Source organism: Thiomicrospira microaerophila (genome assembly GCF_000934765.1).
GTDB lineage: Bacteria > Pseudomonadota > Gammaproteobacteria > Thiomicrospirales > Thiomicrospiraceae > Thiomicrospira > Thiomicrospira microaerophila.
Genome location: NZ_JYNN01000022.1, coordinates 20,086 through 42,333 on the forward strand (window position 1 = coordinate 20,086; position 22,248 = coordinate 42,333).

At 46.0% G+C, this 22,248-nt stretch carries 19 protein-coding genes; 8 read left to right on the plus strand and 11 right to left on the minus strand.

Annotated elements, in window-relative coordinates; genetic code table 11:
* Position 1: 1 nt before the first annotated feature.
* The 4 genes from rsmA to NA59_RS08445 are packed head-to-tail and all read right to left on the minus strand — an operon-like array spanning position 2 to position 5,157.
* Entirely contained in the window at positions 2–805 is an 804-nt protein-coding gene (gene rsmA / locus NA59_RS08430) for a 16S rRNA (adenine(1518)-N(6)/adenine(1519)-N(6))-dimethyltransferase RsmA (RefSeq protein WP_044410952.1), read from the minus strand.
* The gene (gene pdxA, locus NA59_RS08435) at positions 792–1,787 is read right to left on the minus strand and encodes a 4-hydroxythreonine-4-phosphate dehydrogenase PdxA (protein WP_044410954.1); all 996 of its coding nucleotides are present in this window, start codon (positions 1,785–1,787) and stop codon (positions 792–794) included. The genes rsmA and pdxA overlap by 14 nt, the downstream gene beginning before the upstream one ends.
* A complete protein-coding gene (locus NA59_RS08440; protein WP_044410956.1) occupies positions 1,787–2,773 on the minus strand; it encodes a peptidylprolyl isomerase in 987 nt (328 codons plus the stop codon). The genes pdxA and NA59_RS08440 overlap by 1 nt, the downstream gene beginning before the upstream one ends.
* A 47-nt stretch (positions 2,774–2,820) precedes the next feature.
* Positions 2,821–5,157 carry an LPS-assembly protein LptD gene (locus NA59_RS08445; protein WP_052501557.1) on the minus strand — a complete coding sequence of 779 codons (2,337 nt, stop codon included), beginning with the start codon at positions 5,155–5,157 and terminating at the stop codon, positions 2,821–2,823.
* Positions 5,158–5,240: 83 nt separating this feature from the next.
* On the opposite strand from NA59_RS08445, the gene NA59_RS08450 reads away from it, so the two are divergent.
* From NA59_RS08450 to NA59_RS08460, 3 genes are read left to right on the plus strand one after another with little or no spacing between them, the layout of a single operon-like run.
* On the plus strand, positions 5,241–6,254 hold the full coding sequence (locus tag NA59_RS08450; RefSeq protein WP_052501558.1) for an aminoglycoside phosphotransferase family protein: 1,014 nt from the start codon (positions 5,241–5,243) through the stop codon (positions 6,252–6,254).
* Positions 6,254–6,919 (plus strand): N-acetylmuramate alpha-1-phosphate uridylyltransferase MurU, encoded by a 666-nt coding sequence (gene murU, locus NA59_RS08455; protein WP_269763840.1) that lies wholly within the window; start codon positions 6,254–6,256, stop codon positions 6,917–6,919. Before NA59_RS08450 ends, murU begins: the two co-directional genes overlap by 1 nt.
* A 58-nt stretch (positions 6,920–6,977) precedes the next feature.
* Positions 6,978–8,708: a hypothetical protein gene (locus tag NA59_RS08460; RefSeq protein WP_044410957.1), complete on the plus strand. Its 1,731-nt coding sequence runs from the start codon at positions 6,978–6,980 to the stop codon at positions 8,706–8,708.
* 4 nt (positions 8,709–8,712) lie between these two features.
* Here the strand turns inward: NA59_RS08460 and NA59_RS08465 are convergent, their stop codons facing one another.
* On the minus strand, positions 8,713–9,465 hold the full coding sequence (locus tag NA59_RS08465) for a DUF481 domain-containing protein (protein ID WP_044410958.1): 753 nt from the start codon (positions 9,463–9,465) through the stop codon (positions 8,713–8,715).
* Between the two features lie 49 nt (positions 9,466–9,514).
* Complete coding sequence (locus NA59_RS08470) at positions 9,515–10,453, minus strand: KpsF/GutQ family sugar-phosphate isomerase (RefSeq protein WP_044410960.1); 939 nt, start codon at positions 10,451–10,453, stop codon at positions 9,515–9,517.
* Between the two features lie 395 nt (positions 10,454–10,848).
* On the opposite strand from NA59_RS08470, the gene metE reads away from it, so the two are divergent.
* A complete protein-coding gene (metE, locus tag NA59_RS08475; RefSeq protein ID WP_044410961.1) occupies positions 10,849–13,194 on the plus strand; it encodes a 5-methyltetrahydropteroyltriglutamate--homocysteine S-methyltransferase in 2,346 nt (781 codons plus the stop codon).
* A gap of 136 nt (positions 13,195–13,330) precedes the next feature.
* On the opposite strand, the gene NA59_RS08480 is transcribed toward metE, so the two are convergent.
* Together NA59_RS08480 and NA59_RS08485 are read right to left on the minus strand one after the other, a co-directional pair.
* A complete protein-coding gene (locus NA59_RS08480) occupies positions 13,331–13,627 on the minus strand; it encodes a c-type cytochrome (RefSeq protein ID WP_044410963.1) in 297 nt (98 codons plus the stop codon).
* A gap of 104 nt (positions 13,628–13,731) precedes the next feature.
* On the minus strand, positions 13,732–14,037 hold the full coding sequence (locus NA59_RS08485; RefSeq protein WP_044410966.1) for a c-type cytochrome: 306 nt from the start codon (positions 14,035–14,037) through the stop codon (positions 13,732–13,734).
* A 250-nt stretch (positions 14,038–14,287) separates the two neighbouring features.
* On the opposite strand from NA59_RS08485, the gene NA59_RS15385 reads away from it, so the two are divergent.
* Positions 14,288–14,461, plus strand: a complete 174-nt coding sequence (locus NA59_RS15385; RefSeq protein ID WP_198401078.1) for a hypothetical protein — start codon at positions 14,288–14,290, stop codon at positions 14,459–14,461.
* Positions 14,462–14,473: 12 nt separating this feature from the next.
* On the opposite strand, the gene rsgA is transcribed toward NA59_RS15385, so the two are convergent.
* Positions 14,474–15,469 (minus strand): ribosome small subunit-dependent GTPase A, encoded by a 996-nt coding sequence (gene rsgA / locus NA59_RS08490; protein ID WP_044410968.1) that lies wholly within the window; start codon positions 15,467–15,469, stop codon positions 14,474–14,476.
* A 141-nt stretch (positions 15,470–15,610) separates the two neighbouring features.
* Here rsgA and NA59_RS08495 point away from each other — a divergent pair, with 141 nt between their 5' ends.
* The 3 genes from NA59_RS08495 to NA59_RS08505 all read left to right on the plus strand — a co-directional run bounded on the left by NA59_RS08495 (position 15,611) and on the right by NA59_RS08505 (position 17,189).
* Positions 15,611–15,874, plus strand: coding sequence for a hypothetical protein (locus NA59_RS08495; RefSeq protein WP_044410971.1), 264 nt, complete (start codon positions 15,611–15,613; stop codon positions 15,872–15,874).
* Positions 15,875–15,953: 79 nt separating this feature from the next.
* Positions 15,954–16,730, plus strand: coding sequence for a peroxide stress protein YaaA (gene yaaA / locus NA59_RS08500; protein ID WP_044410974.1), 777 nt, complete (start codon positions 15,954–15,956; stop codon positions 16,728–16,730).
* A gap of 135 nt (positions 16,731–16,865) precedes the next feature.
* Positions 16,866–17,189, plus strand: coding sequence for an Hpt domain-containing protein (locus NA59_RS08505; RefSeq protein ID WP_044410976.1), 324 nt, complete (start codon positions 16,866–16,868; stop codon positions 17,187–17,189).
* A gap of 226 nt (positions 17,190–17,415) precedes the next feature.
* Here the strand turns inward: NA59_RS08505 and NA59_RS08510 are convergent, their stop codons facing one another.
* Together NA59_RS08510 and NA59_RS14345 are read right to left on the minus strand one after the other, a co-directional pair.
* The gene (locus NA59_RS08510; protein WP_044410978.1) at positions 17,416–19,464 is read right to left on the minus strand and encodes a sensor domain-containing protein; all 2,049 of its coding nucleotides are present in this window, start codon (positions 19,462–19,464) and stop codon (positions 17,416–17,418) included.
* A 176-nt stretch (positions 19,465–19,640) separates the two neighbouring features.
* Positions 19,641–22,247 carry a sensor domain-containing protein gene (locus tag NA59_RS14345; RefSeq protein ID WP_052501559.1) on the minus strand — a complete coding sequence of 869 codons (2,607 nt, stop codon included), beginning with the start codon at positions 22,245–22,247 and terminating at the stop codon, positions 19,641–19,643.
* Between the last annotated feature and the right edge of the window lies 1 nt (position 22,248).

Genomic DNA, 22,248 nt, shown 5'->3' on the forward strand with positions numbered 1-22,248 from the left:
ACTAGCCTTGTTCCTGCTTGATTTGGCTATAGAGGTTGGCTAGGCGCACAAAATCTGCCACATCTAACGCTTCCGCTCGCAGGCCTGGGTCGATGTCGCATTGCACAATCTGTTCGGTTGTTAGCCAATTTTTTAGCGTGTTGCGCAGGGTTTTACGTTTTTGGCTAAAGGCTTGTTTAACCAAAGCGGCAAAGTCGCCAAAGTGGTTAGCTTGAAACGGCGGCTGGGCATAGGGTATCAAACGCACTATCGCCGAGTCTACTTTCGGTGCGGGGGTAAAGTTTTCAGGCCCTACCGTAAACAGGTATTCCGCTTGGCAGGCATATTGCACCATAACGCTGAGCCGACCAAAGGCTTTGTTGCCCGGGGTAGCGGTGAGGCGTTCCACCACTTCTTTTTGCAACATAAAATGCATGTCGCTGACAATATCTGCCTGCTCAATTAAATGAAAAATTAATGGGCTGGAAATATTGTAGGGCAGGTTGCCGACCAGTCTTAATTTATCGCTCGGGTTAGCCAACAGCTGGCGATAATCAAACTTGAGTGCATCGGTATTATGCAAGTGAAACGTCGGCTTGTGGCCGAAGCGTCGGGTCAAAGCGGGGATTAAATCACGGTCAATCTCAATAATATCGAGCTTGGCCACCCGATCAAGTAGCGGCTCAGTCAGCGCCGCTTCTCCTGGCCCAATCTCTACCAGATGTTGGTCAGGTTGCGGTGCAATCGCGGCGACAATATTGTGAATCACGTTGGGGTTGTTTAAAAAGTTTTGACCAAATTGTTTTTTGTGCTTATGTCCGCTCATGCTGTGCCTCCAACATATTCAGCGCGATTTGAATCGCATAGTGAAAGCTGCCGGTATCGGCTTGACCGGTGCCCGCCAGTTCAAGCGCGGTGCCATGATCGACCGAGGTTCGGATAAAGGGCAGGCCCAGTGTGATGTTGACCGCATTGCCAAAGCCCATGTGCTTGAGTACAGGCAAACCTTGGTCATGATACATGGCCAACATCGCGTCAGCCTGTTGCAATTTAGTGGGGGTGAACATTGTATCAGCGGGATAACAGCCACGAATATTCATACCCTCAGCTTGAAGCTGGTGAATGACAGGCAGAATGGTGTCGATTTCCTCGCGTCCCATGTGACCATCTTCGCCTGCATGTGGGTTTAAGCCGGCTACCAACAATCGCGGTTTTTCGATCGCAAAATCCTGTTGCAACGCCTGATAGGTAATGCGCATCACTTTGTTAAGTAAATCTTGGGTGATAGCCTTGGGTACGTCGGCGAGCGGCAGATGGGTGGTCGCTAGGGCAACACGTAATCCCGGTGTGGCCAGCATCATCACAACCTGTTCGGTTTGGCTCAACTCAGCCAGCAGTTCGGTGTGCCCAGAAAACGCCAGTCCAGCCTCGTTAATCACGCCCTTGTGAACTGGGCCGGTAATCAATGCCGCAAACTCATTGTTTAAACAACCCTGCGTCGCGCGCGTCAGCATTTCGATAACATAATCCGCATTCGCAGGATTAAGCAGGCCTGGTTGTACGGGTTGGCGTAAAGGAATCGGTAGCACACATAGCTGGCCTGGTTGGCTGATTTGTTCAGGCGCATCCGCTTGATAGGGCAAAATTTCCAGTGGTAGATTGAGTTGATCGGCACGCTGGGTTAACAGTGCGGGGTCGCTTAGCACCACCAGCTGCATCGGCCAATGCTGTTGTGCAAGCGCAATCACCAAATCAGGACCAATGCCGGCGGGTTCTCCGGAGGTAATCGCAAGACGGGCGGCTTTCATTAGCGTGCATCCTCTAAACGAATTTCAACAAAGGCTTCATCACGAAGGCGGCGCAACCATAAATCAAAGGTTTCATTCGCTTTGCGCATCCGAATGGCTTGTATCGCTTCTTGCTCTAGGGTTGTGCCGTTGCCTTGAGCTGCTTCGCTAAGTGCGTGGAGTTTAACAATATGGTAGCCAGAGGGGCTTTCAATTACTGGGCTAATTTCGCCAGGTTGTAATTGTTCAATCGCCTCGGCAAAGAACGAGGGGATTTGATCAAATTCGAGCAGACCCAAGTCACCGCCGTTAAGCGCTTGACTGCCTTCCGAGTGGCGCACGGCCAATTGGGCAAAATCCTCGCCTAAGAGCAGGCGGCGATGTATGTCATTTACCTTGTTTTCCAGTTCTTGACGTTGTTCACGAGTTGGCGAGTCCGGGCGTGTGATTAAAATGTGGGCGATATGATAGAGGAAATTATTTTGTTCCAGCTGGCGACGCTGAATAAAATGCGCCACTTCTTGTTCAGTGACAAAAATTTGGCTGATGATTTCAATTTCACGCAGTTTTTGAATCAGGATTTGGTCACTGATTTGCTGGCGCATTTGGGCAAAGCCGTTTGGCATTTGGCGGTTTAGCGCTTCTCGGAGTTGAAGCAGTGATAAGTTGTTAGCCTCCGCCATCTGCAACAGTTGTTCATTGATTTCATCATCACTCACCCGAAGTCCGCGTTGACGCGCACGATCCTCTTGGAGGGTTTGCATAATCATGTTATCCAGCACACGGCTTTGCAGTGTTTGACGATCAGGCAGTGCAATCTGGCGCTGGCGTAATTCGGTTATCGCCAGATCCATTTCTTCATTCAGCTCGCTGAGCAAAATAATGTCGTCGTTGACGACGGCGACTATGCGATCAAGCAGGGTTTGAGCCTGCAGATGAGCGCTAAATACCAGCAGTGCTGTGAAGCTAAAAATAAGGGTTGAATGTTTTTTTAGGGATTGCCACATAAGTTGTCTTTTTGTTAATAGAATAATGGGTTGTTAATTGTTGGTCGTTAAAAATCAAGGCTGCGTTGTATTTGATCCGTTAATCGCTGACCGACACTACTCAACCCTTTTAGTTCAATGAGGTATTTGATTGAGTAATTATATTGGCCATCGGCCATTTGATTTTGTTTAATCATCAGTTCGGATGCCCAGCAACAGCTATCATAACGCAGACCGCCAATAAATTCACGGCGAACGCTTTGTTCTAGGTCGTAATTTATATAACTTCCTGCCTGCCATTCGTTATTCAGTTTTAGCATCAAACCCGTAGCTAGCGTTTGTTGTCGCGCATTGGGCTGGTTGAGATTAAAACCCTGATGAACTGCCAATAGCTCAATCCGCTCGAATGCCTGCCATTTTAGCCGATTCAGGGTTTGACTGAGCTCAAAATTATCCACATTTAACTGGCTGGTGGAAACAAAATCAATCGAATCAAGGTGAGCGCCGAGTTTAATAAAGTAATCCGAGCGTTGATTATCTTGGGGCTGATGTCCAATTAACCCGACTTGGCGTTCTTTTAGGTAGAAAACCTGACCTATGCCGGCTTCAGCTCGGGTTTGACCCATGGCGTTGAGTAGGCGGCTGGTTAAAGCCAGACTGACTTGCTGGGTGTCGCCTATTCGGTCAAAACCACTAAAGCGGTTAAGCTGAAACAGGTTGCTAAAGTCGAGGCTGTTCATGCCAGTGTCGAACAGACTAAGGTGGCTTTGGTCGTGATACGGCACATAAAGCCATTGCATTTGGGGTTCGAGTGTTTGGGTGTATTGCTGGTTGGCCAGTGTCAGTGTGCGATCAAAAAACAAGCCGCTGTGCAAAGCATACTGCATGATCAGCGAATCGGTGCTAGCGGCATCGGGCGCATTGGTGAGCTGGTAGCGACGATAATTACCCTGAACTTGCGCGTGCATAAAACCATAGGGTTGCTCAAGTCGATAACTTAGGTTGGGTTGCAGAAGGTAGCGTTGTCCTTGGTGTTGGTTTGGATTGAGCCGCAGGCTGTTGTCGAGTGCGCGAGCACGTAGGTAGCCCTCTTCTGAGAAATCATTAAATCCTGAATAGCGCTTAAACTCTGTGGCCTCGGCATAGACCCTAGCGTGCCAGTGACCTGTGTGCTTTGACCAGTTTATCCCGAGTTCTGGGCTTTTTTCGAGTAGCATGCCTTCGCCATGGCGTAGTGGTAAATAGCCATAATGTTGGATATGTGCTTGCAGGCCTGGTTGTTGATATCGCAGTAACACTTGACGCATACGATAACTATTTTCGGCGTGGGTTTGGGTTGTTTCGCTGTTAAAATCAAGCGGCATGTCGTTGTAAAAATCGGGATCAGAGACTTCATGCCAGTGGATTTGGCTATTTAAGCGCTCACTCCAGCGCTGCCGTCCATCAAAGCGGGCGCGCCAACGCAAAGACTGGGCATCTTGCTGTTGTATTTGTCCTTGGCTTAAATACTGCAACCCCTCGGATTGGGCCAGCTGGTCTTGGATCAGGCTGAGGTCTAATTCTCCGCTGTGGCTGGGTTGAAGATAACGCCATTCTGTATCTAAAAGCATGCCCCGTTGTTGCATCCATAGGGTTGTAAAGGTAGCATCATAGTTATCCGCTATCGCCCAATAAAACGGCAGGGCCACCAGCCATTCTGAGTGGGGTTGTGCCGGTGTTTTATGTGTACCAAAGGTCGGGAACAACAAACCTGTCGCGCGATTCTCCAGCGGGAAGTTAATGTAGGGCGTATAGAGAAGCGGAACACCTTGCACGCTCAAATAACCGTGATGACCATAAATGCGCCGGGTGGTTTGATTGATTTCAAGATGATTGAAGTTCAGTTGCCAGACTGGGTCTTCCAGTGCGCAGGTTGTGTAGCTGGCTTGATGCAACTGGCTGATTTGTGTTAGTCCATCCAGTTTAAGCCATTCGGCTTGACCATGGTAACCACTCGGCTTGAGTTGGTAGCGCAGTTGGGTAAGTTCGGCCTGTTGGGTTGTTTGATTGTAAAAAGCGGTTTCACTGCCAAGCAATAGATCACTTCGATGGAGCTCAATCTGCCCGGCGAGTGCAATGGATTGTTGTTCACGGTCATAGTTTAATTGGTCAGCCATGACAACCAGGCCTGGTTGAGAAAGCGTTGCGCGACCAATGAGTTTGAGCTGAAATGAGTTTGATTGCGTTAAATGGTCTGCTTCAATGTGTGTGGCGCTATTGAGTTGGGGCATAGCAATAAGCGGAAACAGCCAATCAATGCCGCAGGTTAGCGGCTTAGCTGGCAGTTCGGTTGTTTGAGCTTGCGAAGCGCCGAGCGTCGCAAAACTTAGCAAGCAAACATAAAAAGGGGTAAACCGGTTAAACATTGACATTCTCAAAACAAAACTATCTAATTGGCAAATTAACAGGTTATTTTACCTGAGTTATCAATTTTTTATAAAGGCAATTAATGGATTTACGTTTTTCCAAGATGCAGACCTGGTTAGCGGGTCTGGCACAATATCAAGAGGGTGAGTTTAGTTCACCGGTTCCGGCTTCGAGTGATGCTAGTTTTCGGCGTTATTTTCGTACTCATTATAAAGATAGGTTTTCTGACAAGAGCCTGATTATTATGGATGCGCCGCCTGAAAAAGAAGATTGTCGGCCTTTTGTTGAGGTGTCCAATCACCTAGATTTATTGGGATTTCACGTGCCCAAGGTGTTGGAGCAGGATTTGTCCCAAGGATTTTTGTTGTTGACTGATTTGGGTGAGCACACCTATCTTTCGGTCTTGTCGGCCAAAAACGTCGAGTCGCTCTATAGCGATGCACTGGGCGCGCTAGCGAGACTGCATCAACATGGCGACCCAAGTACTCGACCCATCTACACGGCGCAACTTCTTGGGCAGGAAATGGCCTTGTTTAGCGATTGGTTAGGACAAACGCATTGCGAGATGAGCATGAACCGCTTGGAGAACCAGGCCTGGTTGCAAACCCAGCAGTGTTTGATTAAATCGGCTTTGGCGCAGCCTCAGGTGTATGTGCATCGTGATTATCATAGTCGTAATCTGATGGTTACACGCGATAATAATCCGGGTATTTTGGATTTTCAAGATGCGCTTAAAGGTCCGCTAACCTATGATGCGGTCTCCTTGTTGCGCGATTGTTATATTCGCTGGCCAGCAGATCAGGTTGGCGAATGGCAACGGGAATATTTTTTAACCCTGTGTCAAAAGAATTTGATCAGCCAATCCGAATGGTCCGGTTTTGTGCAGGCAATGGATTGGATGGGGATTCAGCGTCATCTCAAAGCGGCGGGCATTTTTGCTCGACTCTATCACCGTGATGGCAAAGACAGTTATCTGAAAGATATTCCCACCACCTTGGGCTATATCACCGAAGTTGGCGCGCGTTATGCTGAGATGCGTAGTCTGGTTGATTGGACCGAAAAGCTGGCTTTTCAATTCGCACAGGTGAAAATTTAATGCCGATGAAGGCGATGAAGGCAATGATCTTAGCCGCAGGACGCGGCGAGCGCCTGCGCCCGTTAACCGATCACACCCCTAAACCGCTGTTGCCGATTAAGGGTAAACTCATGTTGGTGTATCACCTTGAAAAGCTGGCTCAAGCAGGGGTTAAACAGGTAGTGATTAACCATGCGTGGCTCGGAGAACAGTTTGAGCCGCTATTGGGTGATGGCAGTAAGTGGGGGCTAAAGATTCACTATTCGCCTGAACCCGAGGGAGGTCTAGAAACCGCAGGGGGTATTATTCAGGCTTTGCCTTTGCTGGGTGCTGCGCCTTTTTGGTTGATTAATGGTGATGTGTTTACCGAGTTTGATTTTAACCAGCTACCTAAATCCCTTCCTGAATCGATGCTGGCACATTGTGTGCTTGTTCCTACTCCATCATTTAAAACACAAGGCGACTTTGGCTTAAGCGCCGATGGCAAATTATTACCTACGGGTGAATGGACTTTTTCGGGTATCAGCCTGCTGCATCCTGCTTTGTTTAAGGGTTGGCCTGCGGGTCGTTTAGCCTTAGCCCCTATTTTGCGTCAGGCTATGGCGGATCAGCGGATAAGTGGCCAGTGCTATCACGGCGTTTGGAACGATATAGGTACCCCAGCGCGTTATAAAGCAGTGCAATAGTGGTAGTGCAGTAGGAGTGCCATAGTCGCAGCGCAATAATTATTAGGAAGCAACTAGGATGAAACTGAGCATGTCTTTTGGGTTGTTGTTGGCGTTAATGCTAACGCTTACCGCCTGCTTGGACACAACAAAAACAACCTTTACGCCGCCTTCAGATGAGGTGGATTATGGTGTGACCTATTCTCCCACGGGGCGCTTAACCCAAGCACGCTTAGATCATCTTGAGCAGTTGCATGATTTTGCAAAAGCCTTCGAGTTCCACCACCGCCATCAACCCATCTTTACCTTTTGGCATCAAGCGGCGATAAGTTTGCGACCCGCAGATGAAATGCCTTCTCTATCCGGCACCTGTCAGGGGCGATTGACTCAAGGCAGTGAGGCCAACGAAGCGCAAACACAGTTTATTAATAGCTTAGCGTTTGAGCGCTATTGTAACCCCACGCTCTTGTGGAATACCCACTCTGAGGAGTCCGGGCGCCAAGTGTATAGCGGCAATGACGATTTGTTTTTAGTCGAATATTTTGATTACCAAAAAGACATGAACGCATTTTATAAGCTATCCATCGGTGGGGCGGTGCGCGTATCGGAAGAACAAGGCCAATTGACATACAATTATGAAGATCTAGTGGTTAAGCAGGATAGCCCGAGCAATGAATATCGCTATGTGGATTTTAAGGTAACGTTTGATAATGGTCGCGCTATTTATAATGGCAAGATATACCATCCTGCGCACGGCTGGGTTGAGGTATCAACAGGGGCCGTGCTGGACGATAGAGTGTTAACGGCAGAGAATCCTGACCAAAGACTAAACCACCCGATAGATGGCCGTATTTTTATCAAGGGCCGCGATGGTGAAGGTTTTTTAACCTTTAACCCAGACCAAACCTATAACATTGAGCTGGACCTAGGGGGTAACCCCCTTGATAATCCAAAGTTAGAAAATAAAACTTGGGAACCGATGCCCGAGGTTTATCCACCGCCGGTTGTAGTAGTGGATTATGGTGTCACTTATTCACCCAATGGCCGATTAACTCAAGCACAGTTAAATGATATGGTTGCTTTACGCGCTTTTGCGAGAGGATTTGAGTTGCATCATCGTCATCAGCCACTGTTTACTTTCTGGCATGCCGAAGGCACTAACCCTGTGGCGGATGACATGGCAGGGTTAGACGGAACCTGTGATGGGCTTTTAAGTAGAAGCCAGGCGATAAATGACAATCAGCAAGGTGTCAATACCCTAAATTTTGATAATTATTGTAACCCCACTTTACTTTGGAACACCCATTCAGCCGAGTTTGGTCAGCAGGTGTTTACTGGTAATGAAGATTTGTTTGTGGTTGAGTATTTAAGCTATCAGAAGCGAATGCGCGCGCACTATGATTTATCAGTTGGTGGAAAATTGCGTGTGTCGAGAGCTGACAACCGACGAACCTACAACTATGAAGATGTCGTTGTTAAGCGAAACATGCCGCCAGATGAGTATCGCTATGAAGATTTTGTGGTCACCTTTACGGATACTGGCGCGATTTATAATGGAAAAATTTATCATCCCAGCTATGGTTGGGTAGAAATTTCCACGACCGTTGATGCCGGCTCAAGAGTGGTAACCGCCGATGATCTAGAACAACGGCTTAATCATCCGATTGCTGGGCGTATTAAAATTAAAGGACGAACAGGAACCGGTACGCTCACCTTTAATCCTAACCAAACCTACAACCTTGCCTTGGACTTAGGCGGCAATGCCGCGCTGAACCCGGCGCCTTTAAATGGCGAGGCCTGGTCGGACTAGTGGCTTAAAACCGCAGGTTAATCCCTGTTTTGTAATTCAGGTCATAGGATTTTTGCGCTGTAAGCGGCTTGGCGTCGTGGCTGTAAGCTAAATCAAAGGTAAATGCAAAACGCTGGTTAATGCGTGTAGTTAAACCTGTGCTGGCCACAGAGCGCAAATCAGCGATAGCATCGACTTTGGGTTGGGCATAGAGGCTGATCTTCCAATCGGTGTTTTCGCTCAGTTTGTACTTTGAATCCAGATACAAGTTGAATCTAACGCCTTTGTCCTCCGTTAGCTGGTTGTTGGGTTTAACCGAGCGCTGTTCATACATTAAACCCACACCCGCATGACCATTAAACGGTGACGTGGTTAAACGATAACGCGCATTGGTGCCGATTAAATTACGCTCACGCTTATCACTCAAGGGTTCGCTTTGGTGCTGAATAAACTTTTCCCAAGCCCAATGCGTATTGAGTTGGCGGGTGTGTCGATAATGTACAAAATAAGACTCGGAATAGGGGGTACCGTTCGATTGCGAGTTTTTTAAATCATAAAGAAATAAGTTGCGTACCGCCGTGTCCTCACCAATATATTGCATGCCACCGGTTAAGCCATAAATATCCTCATCCGTATTGCCGCGTTTGCCGCTGACCGACAGCGTAGTGCTGGTTGAAAACCCGGCTTGGCTCTCATCCATCCGAAGGTTTTCAATATTGACAATCGCCAGTGCAGAATGGCTGATTAACAAACCGCTTAAACCAATAACTAAACGCATAACGCTCCTTGATGTTGATGAAAAAATAACAATCCTAACGAATTAAGCCTTAAACCGCAAGGTTGTAGATTTGGATTATCCCCACTAAACGGTTTTCAGATGTAACCAGCAGAGAGGTAATTTTATGCTGATTCATTAAGGTTTCGGCTTCAGTGAGTTTAGCGTTAGCATCAATGGTACGGGGGGTTGGTGTCATAATGTCCTGTGCTTGAAGTGTCATTAACTGGCCAGCATTGATTTCAAGCTGGCGACGCAAATCGCCATCAGTAATAATGCCTTGCCCATCGCCGACAATACAGAGTCCAAGCCGCCCTTCGGTCATGCTGTGAATCACCTCAATCATCGGCGCGTTAGGCGCGACAATCGGTAAGCGCTCGGATACCATTTCATCTTTGACGCGAGTGAGCAGTTTACGCCCTAAACTGCCACCAGGGTGAAAACGTGCAAAGTCATGCGGCTGAAAGCCCCGCGCTTGCATTAAGGCTATCGCCAAGGCATCGCCCATAACGAGAGTGGCGGTGGTCGAGGATGTCGGCGCGAGCTGCAAGGGGCAGGCTTCTTTGGGTACCGCGATGTTTAAATGATAATCGGCGTTTTTCGCCAGCGTAGACACCGGATTGCCACTCATCGCAATAATTGCATTACCATTGTCCTTTAAAAATGGTAATAGCCGAATCAGCTCCTCCGTTTCACCCGAATTAGACAGTGCGATAAACACATCATCGGGAGATACCATACCTAAATCACCGTGAAACGCTTCGCCCGGATGCATAAAAAAACTAGGCGTACCGGTGCTAGCAAAGGTAGCGACGATTTTTTTACCAATCAATCCTGACTTACCCATGCCACAGACGACCACACGTCCGGTAGACTTTAAAATCGCATCTACCGCCAACTCAAAATGCTCGTCTAATAGCATAATTAAGTTATCAATGGCGGCAGCCTCAATTTCAAATACATTTTTAGCAATTTCTAAATGACGGCTCATGGTGTAGTTTCCTGGCAATAAAGTGGCTTGTGAGTGTAACATTATCTTTTAAAATTCAGCATTAGCATTAACCGCATAGTTAGCCTCAGGTCGCAGATACTAACGTAAAGTTAAGGTGTTTTCCAGTTGTAGGTGATTTTCTAAGCACCTATTGGGCTTAACCCAGACTTTTTTCACTTCGACCGGTTTAGTTCGACTGGCGCCTAGCTTTATGCTTTGCCTTCACTTCCGTTCCAGAATCAAAGTCTGTTCAGGTAAAGCATAAAATCGTCTATTAATTAAATTCAAGTTATCCTGAATTTAATTCGTTTGTTTTCATGTTGCTGGCATTCTATCATTCTTTTCGATCTTAATTAACGCCGCATTGCGGTATCTGTAATCAAAAGGAAAATAGTATGACGATTCACAATTTAGGGTATCCGCGTATTGGCGACAAACGCGAATTGAAATTTACGCTTGAGGCCTATTGGAAGGGCGAAAAAACGCTGGCTGATTTAGAAAAGCAGGCGCGGGGACTTCGCTACCAAAACGTTCAAACCCAGATTGCCGCCGGCATTGAGTTGATTCCGCTGAACGATTTTGCCTATTACGATCAAGTGCTGAATATGAGCACCTTACTGGGTGTGATCCCGAAACGATTTCGTCAAGAGAACTTCGATGTCGAGGTGGCGTTTCGGATGGCACGTGGTCGGGCGCCGTCTGACGACCAGGCCTGCTGTGCGGGGCATGGCCACGAGCAAAATAAATCAAAAGCCGGATACGCCGGAGCAATGAAAAAGTGGTTCGACACCAACTATCACTATATAGTGCCGGAACTCTATGACGACACCGAGTTTAAAATCACCGACACACGCTTATTTGACGAAGTGGCGGAAGCCTTGGCGTTAAAAAGCGATGGTACTAATATCGACTTTAAGCCGGTGTTAGTGGGGCCGGTGACCTATCTGTATCTGGCAGAAAACGTATCAAATGCGATTCCAAAACTCAGCCGTTTGCCGAGTTTGTTGGCGGTGTATCAACAAGTGCTGCAAAAGCTGGCCGATTTAGGGATTAACTGGGTGCAAATCGATGAGCCGATTTTGGGCTTGGAGTTAAGCACGGAGTGGCAGAATGCGTTTAATCAAGCCTATACAGAACTTGCGCAAACACCGGTTAAATTATTATTAGCGACCTATTTTGAAACCCTGGGCGACAACTTAGTGCTTGCTTGCAATTTGCCAGTAGCCGGCCTGCATTACGATGGCTTGCGTGGTGAAAAGCAGTTAAAAGATTTGATTGAGCAGTATCCGGCAGAGAAAGTCTTGTCGCTGGGCTTGGTTGATGGGCGTAATATTTGGAAAACAGATTTGAATGCCGCGATTGCGTCGCTAAAAGTGGCGAAAAACAAATTTGGTGACCAACTTTGGATCGCACCAAGTTGTTCGTTATTGCATGTGCCGGTGAATTTGGAGGTCGAAGAAAAGCTGAATCCTGAGCTGAAAACCTATCTGGCGTTTGCCAAGCAGAAATTGGCGGAAGTGAAGTTATTGGCGGATGCGTTAAACGGCCAGGCGGATCAACAGGCGTTGCAAGCGAATGCACAAGCGATTGCCGCCAAGCAATCCTCTAAGTTGATTCACAATGCGCAAGTACAAGCGCGTTTGGCACAGTTGGATCAGATTGCATTGGATCGCCCTGTGCCTTATAGCGAACGTGCAAAACTGCAAAAGGGCAAATTCAATTTACCCTTATTCCCGACCACCACGATAGGTTCCTTTCCGCAAACCCAAGAAATCCGCCAAGCGCGCCGTCAATTTAAAAATGGCGAGCTGACTGAAACGCAATATGTCGAAGCGATGCAAGCCGAAATCCGCGATGTGTGTGAACGCCAGGAACGCATGGGAATTGATGTGTTGGTGCACGGCGAGCCGGAGCGCAATGACATGGTGGAATACTTTGGTGAACAGTTGGACGGTTATGCCTTTACCCAGTTTGGTTGGGTGCAGTCTTATGGTTCGCGTTGCGTCAAACCGCCGATTATTTTTGGTGACGTCTCGCGCCCTAAGCCGATGACCGTCAGCTGGTCGCAGTATGCGCAAAGTCAAACCGACAAGATTATGAAAGGGATGCTGACCGGTGCGGTGACCATGTTGCAATGGTCGTTTGTGCGCAATGATCAGCCGCGTGAAACCACCTGTAACCAGATTGCGTTAGCGTTACGTGACGAAGTGCTGGATTTGGAGCAGGCTGGAATCCACATGATTCAGATTGATGAAGCGGCGTTGCGCGAAGGGCTGCCAATTAAAAAATCCGACTGGGCAGACTATTTACGCTGGGCGGTGAACAGTTTCCGCATGACCACATCGGGCGTGCAAAACGACACCCAGATTCATACCCACATGTGTTATTCCGAGTTCAATGACATTATTGACGCGGTGGCGGCAATGGATGCGGATGTGATTACGATTGAAACCTCCAAGTCGAATATGAAGTTGCTAGATGCTTTCGTCGATTTTGAATACCCGAATGAAATCGGCCCGGGTGTCTACGACATTCACTCGCCCAATATTCCGACCGTGGAGCAGATGGTGCGCCTCATCGAAAAAGCCGCCCAGCTAATTCCGGCAGAACGCCTATGGGTTAACCCGGACTGTGGCCTCAAAACTCGTGGTTGGGCAGAAACCGAACCCGCGCTCAGCAATATGGTGAAAGCGGCGATGGTATTAAGGGAGCAGTTTGCAGACCAAGCAAAAAGCGCTTAAAACCCGCTAACGAGCGATACAAAAAAACCACCCGCTCTATTACCAGATCGGGTGGTTTTTTTGTAGTGAATAATGGGTGCTCTTCCCGTCGGTTTAAGGCGGGGAGTTTACCCGTTGAAGGTTAAGTTACGCGTTATTATTTTGGGGTTTGTAGTGAGTAAAATTTAGCGAGGTCTTTAATTTCTTGATCAGATAACCCACGTGCAAATGCCGCCATAGATTCATCACGACGAAAGCCATCGCGGTAATCTTTGAGTGCTTTTTCAAGGTAAGCGGCATGCTGTCCTGCAATTTTTGGAAAGTTAGGTACGAGACTATTGCCATCGGCACCATGGCACCCAATACAGGTGTTTGCTTTAGCGGGTGGTTGCATCGCAAAGCTAGCCGAACTAAATAAGCTAAATGCGACAGCCGCAAGAATTGTTTTTTTCATTTTTGGTGTCTCCGTTAAAAAGCCAAATTTGATTATAGTCTATAACGTAGGGCTTTAAATAAAAAAACCGCCGTTAGGCGGTTTTTTTCAATGTAATTGCAAAATTACATCTGAGCCATATAGGCGGATAGGTTGTCAATGTCAGCGTCAGACAAACCTGTCGCAAAGCCAGCCATCATACCTGTCATTGGACCTACTTGCTCACCAGCACGGTAGCGCTTTAGTAATGCCGCTAGTTCACCCGCGTCACGCCCTTTAACAGACGGACCAACGCCACCTTGACCTTGCATGCCGTGACAACCCATACAGGTTGAGTAAGCCGCTTGACCTGCAGCAACATTACCCGCGTGAGCGGCCATACCAAAAGTCATTAAGCCCGCTGCCGCGGCAGCCATCATCATTTTTTTCATTTTAGCACTCTCCTAAAAGCACGATAAAAAATAGAGGGTAATCCCTGAGAGTTATTAGACCTGATACATGGGGTCGAGTCAAGTTAAGCTAGTCGCATAACCGGGTAAATCCGCTAAAAATGCCATCAAATATTTTTATGGCAAGGGTTAGTGAATTAATAATTTGATTCTTTAAATTCATTTTTTGATGCCGAATTAATGGATTGATTATCGGTTAAAATAGATAGAAATTATAAAAGAGGCGGCTAATATGGCAATTGTTAAGATTTGGTTAATTATTATGCTGGCGACCTTTGCCAGTTGGTATGTGTTGAAATGGATTAACAACCCCAAGCCGCTGGCTTGGGTGTTCTTGTTTTGGCTAGGGGTGATTGGAGCGACGACCGTTCTGCTCTATCTGGTGTCTGTGTTTTTGGTTGCCTAATCTGGTAGGCGCCTAGCTGTTCGAAGGCTTGGTGGTGTTCGCTTTGAACTCGGCGAGTAAGCGCTGAAAGCTTTGAAAGCGGCTTTCAGCGATGGCTTCTTGTTCAACCGCTTGTTTAATGGCGCAGTCAGGTTCAATGGTGTGGGTACAGTTATTAAATTTACATTGACCTAGAAAAGGTTCGAAATCGGCATAATAGCCTTCTAGCTCGCTCAAACTGCAGGGCGCTGGGCTAAACTGACGTACACCGGGTGAATCGATAATGTCACCGCCTTTGGGTAGATGATACAGAATGCTGTTGGTGGTGGTGTGAACACCCAGCCCCGTTGCTTCTGAAAGGCGGCTGGTGCGAATGTCTAAATCAGGTATCAAGGCATTAATCAGTGAGGATTTACCCGCGCCAGAGGGGCCGACCAAAACCGAGGTTTTATCGCTTAAAAAGTCTTCTAGTTCCTCTAAGCCATCTTCGATTTGACTGGATACCGGAATAATCTCAATTCCAAGTTCGTCATAGGGTAGTAAGGTTTCTGCTAGGGCTTCCCAGTCTTCATCCGTGGTGAGTAGGTCAGTTTTGTTGATGATGAGTGCGCAGGGTAAATTTAATTGTGCGGCAGCCACCAAGTATCTATCAATCATATCCGGGTGAATACCTGGCTCAATGGGTGCAACAATGCCAATAATATCAATATTGGCCGCCACCATTCGGGTTTGCCCTCGAAATCCTGGGCGTGATAGCGCGCTATGGCGGGCGAGATTTTCGCTGACGATACCTGTGCCAAGTTCAATGTCTGGTTGCCAGAAAACACGATCCCCCGCGACGAGCTTGCCTAAATGTTGGCGTATGGCGCAGCTAATAATTTCACCTTGTTCGGATTCAACTAATAGCCGCTTTCCGAAGTTGGTAATAACCAGGCCTGGTTGTAAATCCATGCTAGAAGGTGCGTCACTTTTTTGGCGTTTTAGGTTGACGCGGCGGCTTTGTTGGTCGCTGAGTTTACGTTTGCTCATGAAGGGTCTCTTACAGATAGATAAGCGTTGATTTTAGCCTGAGTCGCTTCGCTATGCAAAACTTAAGCTCAGCGCCTATTGTGAGTGCTATAATATTTGTAAAGAAAAAACAAAGTTATTAACCACCAACTGGAGATAAAAATGAGCCACAAACACGATGCAATGATTGAAAAGATTTTTGCCCACCCGATTGCCGCGAATGTCGATTGGAAAAAACTGACCCATGCGTTAGAGCATTTTGGTGCAACGGTTGATACCAGCCATCACGGGCGTGCAAAAATTGTGATGAACGGCGCTGAAGTCGTGATTCACACCCCGCATCATGGTCATGACATTGAAAATAAAGATGATATTATGGCATTACGTCATTTCCTAGAAGCGCAAGGTATGGCACCTAAAGCCTAAGCTTGATAAAGAATGTAAAGAATGTGTTAAAACGCCCGGTTAGCCGGGCGTTTTGCTTTATTAGAGGAGTTTTTAAACCATGTTAATGTTAATTTCGCCCGCTAAGTCCCTAGACGAAACAGCTCGAAACCCCAGTTTGCCGATCAGCGAATGTGATTTTACTCACCAAGCCCAAACCCTGATGGCGCAACTCATTGAGCTAGCACCGGCTGATTTAAGTGCCTTAATGCACATTAGTGATGATTTAGCGCAACTCAACTTTGAGCGTAACCAGGCCTGGTTGAAACCAACTGAAAAGGATGGTGTGTCGAAACAAGCCTTGATGATGTTTAAAGGTGATGTGTATCAAGGGTTAGAGGCGAGCACGCTGGACGAGGAAGGCTTAAACTATGCACAAACCCATTTGAGGATTTTATCAGGCTTGTATGGCTTGTTGCGCCCAATGGATTTAATGCGCCCTTATCGTTTGGAGATGGGTACTAAGTTTGCCAATTCGCTGGGCAAGGACTTGTATGCCTTTTGGGGCGAACAGATTACGAATAATCTTAATCAAACATTAGCCCAAGCCGGTAAGCCGATTGTGAACTTAGCGTCTAATGAATATTTTAAAGCGGTGAAGCCAAAAAAACTCAACAGCGATGTAATAACGCCGATTTTTAAAGACCTCAAATCCGGTCAATACAAAATCGTTAGCTTTTACGCCAAAAAAGCGCGCGGCCTGATGGTGCGCTATGCGATAGACAAAAAGATTGAACAGGTCGAAGATTTAAAGTATTTTGATTACGCGGGTTACCAGTTTTCGCCAGAGTTATCAAATGACAAAGACTGGGTCTTTACTCGCGACCAAGCCGTTTGATAAATTTGCAGGCTCGCGGAGCCTCGCTGGGCTAAAACCAAGAAGCTGTCATTTACGGGTCAATATCTTTTGTCTTTTTTCAACCAAACCGAGTAGAATTATCAACCTACTATCAGAAATTGAAGGTTATTATTAATGACGCCATCCATACTACAGGCAAAAATAGATTTAATGGGTGAAGAGGATTATCTTAAGATGCTTGCTCACTATGAGCGCGATAGCCAAATGCTTCTAAAGCAGTTAGCTAAAAAAGATAAAATGCGTAGTGCTATTCACACCCTCAAAAGCAGTTCCTACGCCGTTGGCCTTGAGGAGTTGGGAAACAAGTTGGTTTATATGGAGGGTCTTATTGTCAATGGTGCGATGAGTACCTTTGATACCCACGTAGCCCGGCTGTCGGAAACCATTGAGCAAGAGTTAATCACCACAAGACAGATGTTATTGAAGATAGGCCAGTAAAATGCTTTCAGTTAAAGCTGTATTGTTGAACTAATTTATTAGCTTCACGTATCCCGCATATTTAATTAGCTAAACATCGGGTTTAGTCCGACAGGCTTCCTAGTGCACTTAACATATAACACTTCGTTTCTCGTTCCCACGCTGTGCGCCACGGCCATTAAATTAAGAAATAAACTGTCATTGCGAGGAGCGTTTTTGGTAGTGAGGTACAACGTGGGTTGTGAGTTTAGAGTTTCAAGCCTAGGTTGTACATTACCACGTTGTTGCGGCCGTTGTTTTTAGCTTGGTACATCGCCAGGTCTGCGTGCTTGAGTAGGGTTTTGTAATCTTGTGCGTCGTTAGGGAAAATGGTTACGCCCATCGATGCAGAGATGCTTAAAACTAAACCATCAATTAGATAAGGTTCAGCAAGGCGTTTCACCAGTCGCTTAGCAAGCTCAAGGCTATCATCAGCACCAAGCAGTGGAAATAAAACTGCAAATTCATCGCCACCCATTCGCGCCAAGGTATCTTGTTGGCGAATCAACTGTTGGATGCGCTGGCTGGCCTCGATAAGCAAAAGATCGCCGATATCATGGCCGTGTGTGTCATTAATGTCTTTAAAATGATCCAAGTCGATAAACATCACACTAAATTGAGTGGTAGCGCGCTCAGCTCGGCTAATTAACTGCTCACAGCGCTCACGAAGTAATAGTCGGTTAGCCACGCCGGTTAATGAATCATAAAATGCCAAGCGCATCATTTGTTCTTCAGCTTGTTTCTGTTCGCTGATTTCGTGGAATATGCCCAGGTAATTGATTGTATTACCCTGCGAATCCTTGATTGCTGACACCGACAGTTCTTGTGGATAGAATGTGCCAGATTTTGTTTTGTTCCACATTTCACCGCGCCAATGGCCTTTGTTAAGCAGGCTGTCCCAAAAGCTTTTGTAAAACGCCTTGTCATGGCGCCCGGACTGAAGAAAACGAGGGTTTTTGTACAGGACATCTTTCGCCGAGTAGCCGGTGAGTTCCTCAAATGCATGGTTGACGGTAACAATGCGGGCGTTGGTGTCGCAAATCATTAAGCCGTCATGGCCTTGTTTAAAAATCTCTTCTGTAATACGGCTTTGAGTTTCAAATTGTTTTTGCTCGCTAATGTCCTGCACTGTGCCGATTGATTTAATGACCTCGCCTTGCTCATTAAGCTGATGTTGAGCGCGTTCTTGCACCCATTTGATTTTGCCATCGGCAAACAACAAGCGGTAATCTATTTGGTAGGCACGTTTGCTGGTAACCGATTGTTGATAGGCATGATTTACCGCTTCCTTGTCATCAGGGTGAATCAGGTTTAAAAAGGTCTCGTAACTGGGTTGATAGCATTGCGGGTCAAGTCTAAAAATGTTGAACACCTCATCAGACCAATAGAGTGTGTTGGCAACCAAGTCCAGTTCCCAGCTCCCCATTTTAGCGAGCTGTTGAGCCAGTTTCATGTTGTTTTGGGATTTTGTTAAAGCCAGTTCCAATTGCTTTTTTTCAGTGATGTCAGTGACAAAACCATACCAAACCACACTAGCGTCTCTGTGTTGAAAAACTTGGGATTGCTTGTAGAGCCAGCGTCGCTTGCCACTAGGTAGTGTTATTTGGGTCTCGTCTGACCAAGGGGTCAGTGTTAGGGCGGAGTGTTTAATTTTCTGTTTCAGTGTGACCTGGTCAGCGGGAGAAAAACGCTCAAACAGCAGATCGGCATTATTCTCAAGCTCGGCAGGCGTCAGCTCAAATAAATCAACAACGCCAGGGCTGACATAACTAAAAGCCATCTTGCCATCGGGTGACAGGGTAAATTCATACACCATGCCTGGAAAGTTTTGGATTAGATTATTGAAACGCTGATGATTATAGTCAGCGTCATTTTGATTGATTAGGTAACCCAAAATGGTTTCAAGTTCGCCCTGTTGATTGTAAATTGGGCGAGTGTAATCGTAAACCCAATGCGTTTTTCCCTGTGCATCAATGAGGCGGTAATGCTGTTCCCAAAAGGGTCGTTTTTCGGCTGAAAACTGAGTCACTTCTTTGGCTAATTTTTCTAAGTCATCAGGATGAACAATAGCGGCAAACGCCAATTCACCAGACATCAAAGACGCGGGTGAATAGCCCAGAATCTGTTGAATATTCGGTGAGACATACTTTACCGGCCAACCATCGCTCGCTTGCCACTCAAATACCATAAGCGGTCCGCTGGCAAATAAATCCTGTAATAGGGCGGCATCACTTGGAATAATTGAAGAATGTTTCATGTTTAACCCTTGATAACTGTAAGGAAAAGAGTGCCTTACAGTTTCAATGTTACGCGCTTAGCGCTTAATATGCAAGAAACTTATAAGTGTTTGTAGTTAATTGTTGTATTGTATAAAAATTATAATTGATTAAGTTGTTAGTGTTTTTGCCTTGTTGTTTTTATATCATCGTAAGTTTATTGAATACTTATACTTTCATTATTTCTACTCAATAGGTTGATCAGATCTTCTTCGGTTAGGGGTTTCGAATAGTAGTAGCCCTGGATTAAATCACAGCCTTGCTGCTCTAAAAATTCGGCTTGTTGTTGCGTTTCAACCCCTTCGGCGACGGTTTGATAGCCGATGGCTTTCGCGAGGGAAATAATCGCTTTACAGACAGCTTCATCCTCTCTATCAATACCTATGTCGTCCACAAATGATTTGTCAATTTTGAGGGTCTGAAGTGGGTATTTTTTTAGATAATTGAGCGACGAGTAACCCGTACCAAAGTCATCAAGCGTTAAGCCTACGCCCAATAGTCTAAGTGAGTGAAATATAAGTAGTATTTTAGTAGGTTGCTCCATTGCAATCCGCTCAGTGATTTCCAATTCAAGCTGTTCGGGGGCGATTTCAGGGAAGGCGGCAAGATGTTTTCTGATGCGCTCTACAAAGTCTGAACGTATCAGTTCGCGCGCAGAGATGTTGACGGATAAATTAAGATGAATTCCTTTTTTTCGCAGATGATCTAACGCCATTAGCGCATTGTTAAGTACCCAATCCGTGATATCCATTATAAAGTCTGAGCGCTCAGCAAGGGGTATAAAAATATTGGGTGAAACAATGCCCATCTTTGGGTGGGACCAGCGAATGAGGGCTTCCATGCATAAATAGGATTGATGTTTAATTGAGTACTGAGGTTGAAAAACAAGGTGGAATTGATTTAATTCAATCGCATAACGTAATTCGGTTTCGATATTGACCGAACGGGTCAACTCAGTTTCGAGTTCGTTTTTAAATAGATAAACACTATTGCGGCCTTGGTGCTTGGCATGATACATGGCTAGATCCGCATGCTTGAGAAGGGTTTTGTAATCTTGTGCATCATCTGGAAATAATGCGATGCCAATAGAAGCTGAAATATGTAGGTGTTGATTTTTAATTATATAGGGCTCAGCCAAGGTTGAGACTAAACGCTCACCTAACTCTAAACTGTTTTGTGGTGTGAGCCGAGGAAAGAGTACTGCAAACTCATCACCACCTATGCGAGCCAGAGTGTCTTGCGGACGAATGAGGGCATTAATTCGCTGGGTGACGTCTTTAAGTAGGGCGTCACCTACGTCATGCCCGTGCACATCATTGACGTCCTTAAAATGATCTAAATCAATAAACATCAGGCTAAAGCTATTCGGATTTCGCTGTGCACTGGCGATCAATTGTTCGGTGCGCTCTCGAAGTAATAGTCGGTTGGCTACGCCGGTAAGAGGGTCATAAAAAGCCAAATGCATGACTTCTTCTTCGGCTCGTTTTTTATCAGTAATATCGTTAAAAACACCAAGATAGTTGATTAGGTTTCCCTGGGTGTCTTTAATTGATGATACCGAGAGTTGTTGTGGATAAATCTCACCAGATTTACGTTTGTTCCAAATTTCGCCACGCCAAAACCCTTGTTTAACCAAGCAATACCAGAAATTTTCATAAAATGACTTGTCATGACGACCTGATGATAAAAACCGTGGGTTTTTCTTTAGACAGTCTTGTTGAGCATAGCCAGTGATTTCTTCAAAGGCATGGTTAACTGATAAGATAAGCCCATCTGGATCACAGACAATAATCCCATCTTGCCCTTTAGTGAAAATCTCGTTTGATAGCGCCAATTGTTTTTCTTGTTCAGTTTGCTCACTAATATCATAGGTGATGCCACCTACAGCCATCACCTCATTGTGTGAACCTAGCAAAGGAAACTTGTCGGTTAGCAGATAGTAGAGTTGGCCGTTTTTAAAAACGTCTTCTTTAAATTGAATAGGTTTTTTTTTGGTTAGTACATCAAGGTCATGTTGAAAATGCGCATTGGCATCACGTAGTGACATTAATTCTTCGCGTTTAAGTCCCATTGTTTCACCGGGCGATTTAAAACCAAAGAATTCAGCAAACTTTTGATTAGCAAGCAAACAACGGCCATCACGATCAAATGCATAAATTAACACTGAGCTATGATCAAGTACGCCTTGAAAAATGCGCCATTCTTTTTGGCGTAAGTATTGGTCGGTTAAATCGATAAAAGTAACGATAAAGTGACGCTGGGCAAATTGATCCAGTGACTGCTTAATCGGCATTAGGCTAACCTTGACTGGAATAGATTCCCCCTGTATCTGACATTCAAAACTGGCGGAGAGGACATCGGTTAAGTGCAGGTCGTTAAGCCGGTTAAGCAACCATTGACTATTTGTATCACTTAAAAAACGAAAAATTGAATGGTTTCTTAGGTGACGAGTTGTGCGATGAGCAAAAAATAATTCGGCCTGTTCATTGTTCTCAATAATAATGCCCGATTGATTGAGTAGCAGCGCTGGAATGGGCAAGTGCTCAAACAGTTTTTTATATTGAACTTCTTGATGATCAAGTTTGAGCTGGGTTTCTTGCAGCTGTTGGTTTTGGACCTCAAGTTCAGCCAGATAGATTTGCATTTCTTCGACAAGATGTTTGAGGTCTTGATGAGAGAGAGTTTCAGTTTCAGCTAGATCCGGTTGATTTTTTAATAACTGTTGTGCTTGCTGACGCAAGCGTAGTTTCTCTTGTTGATCCATG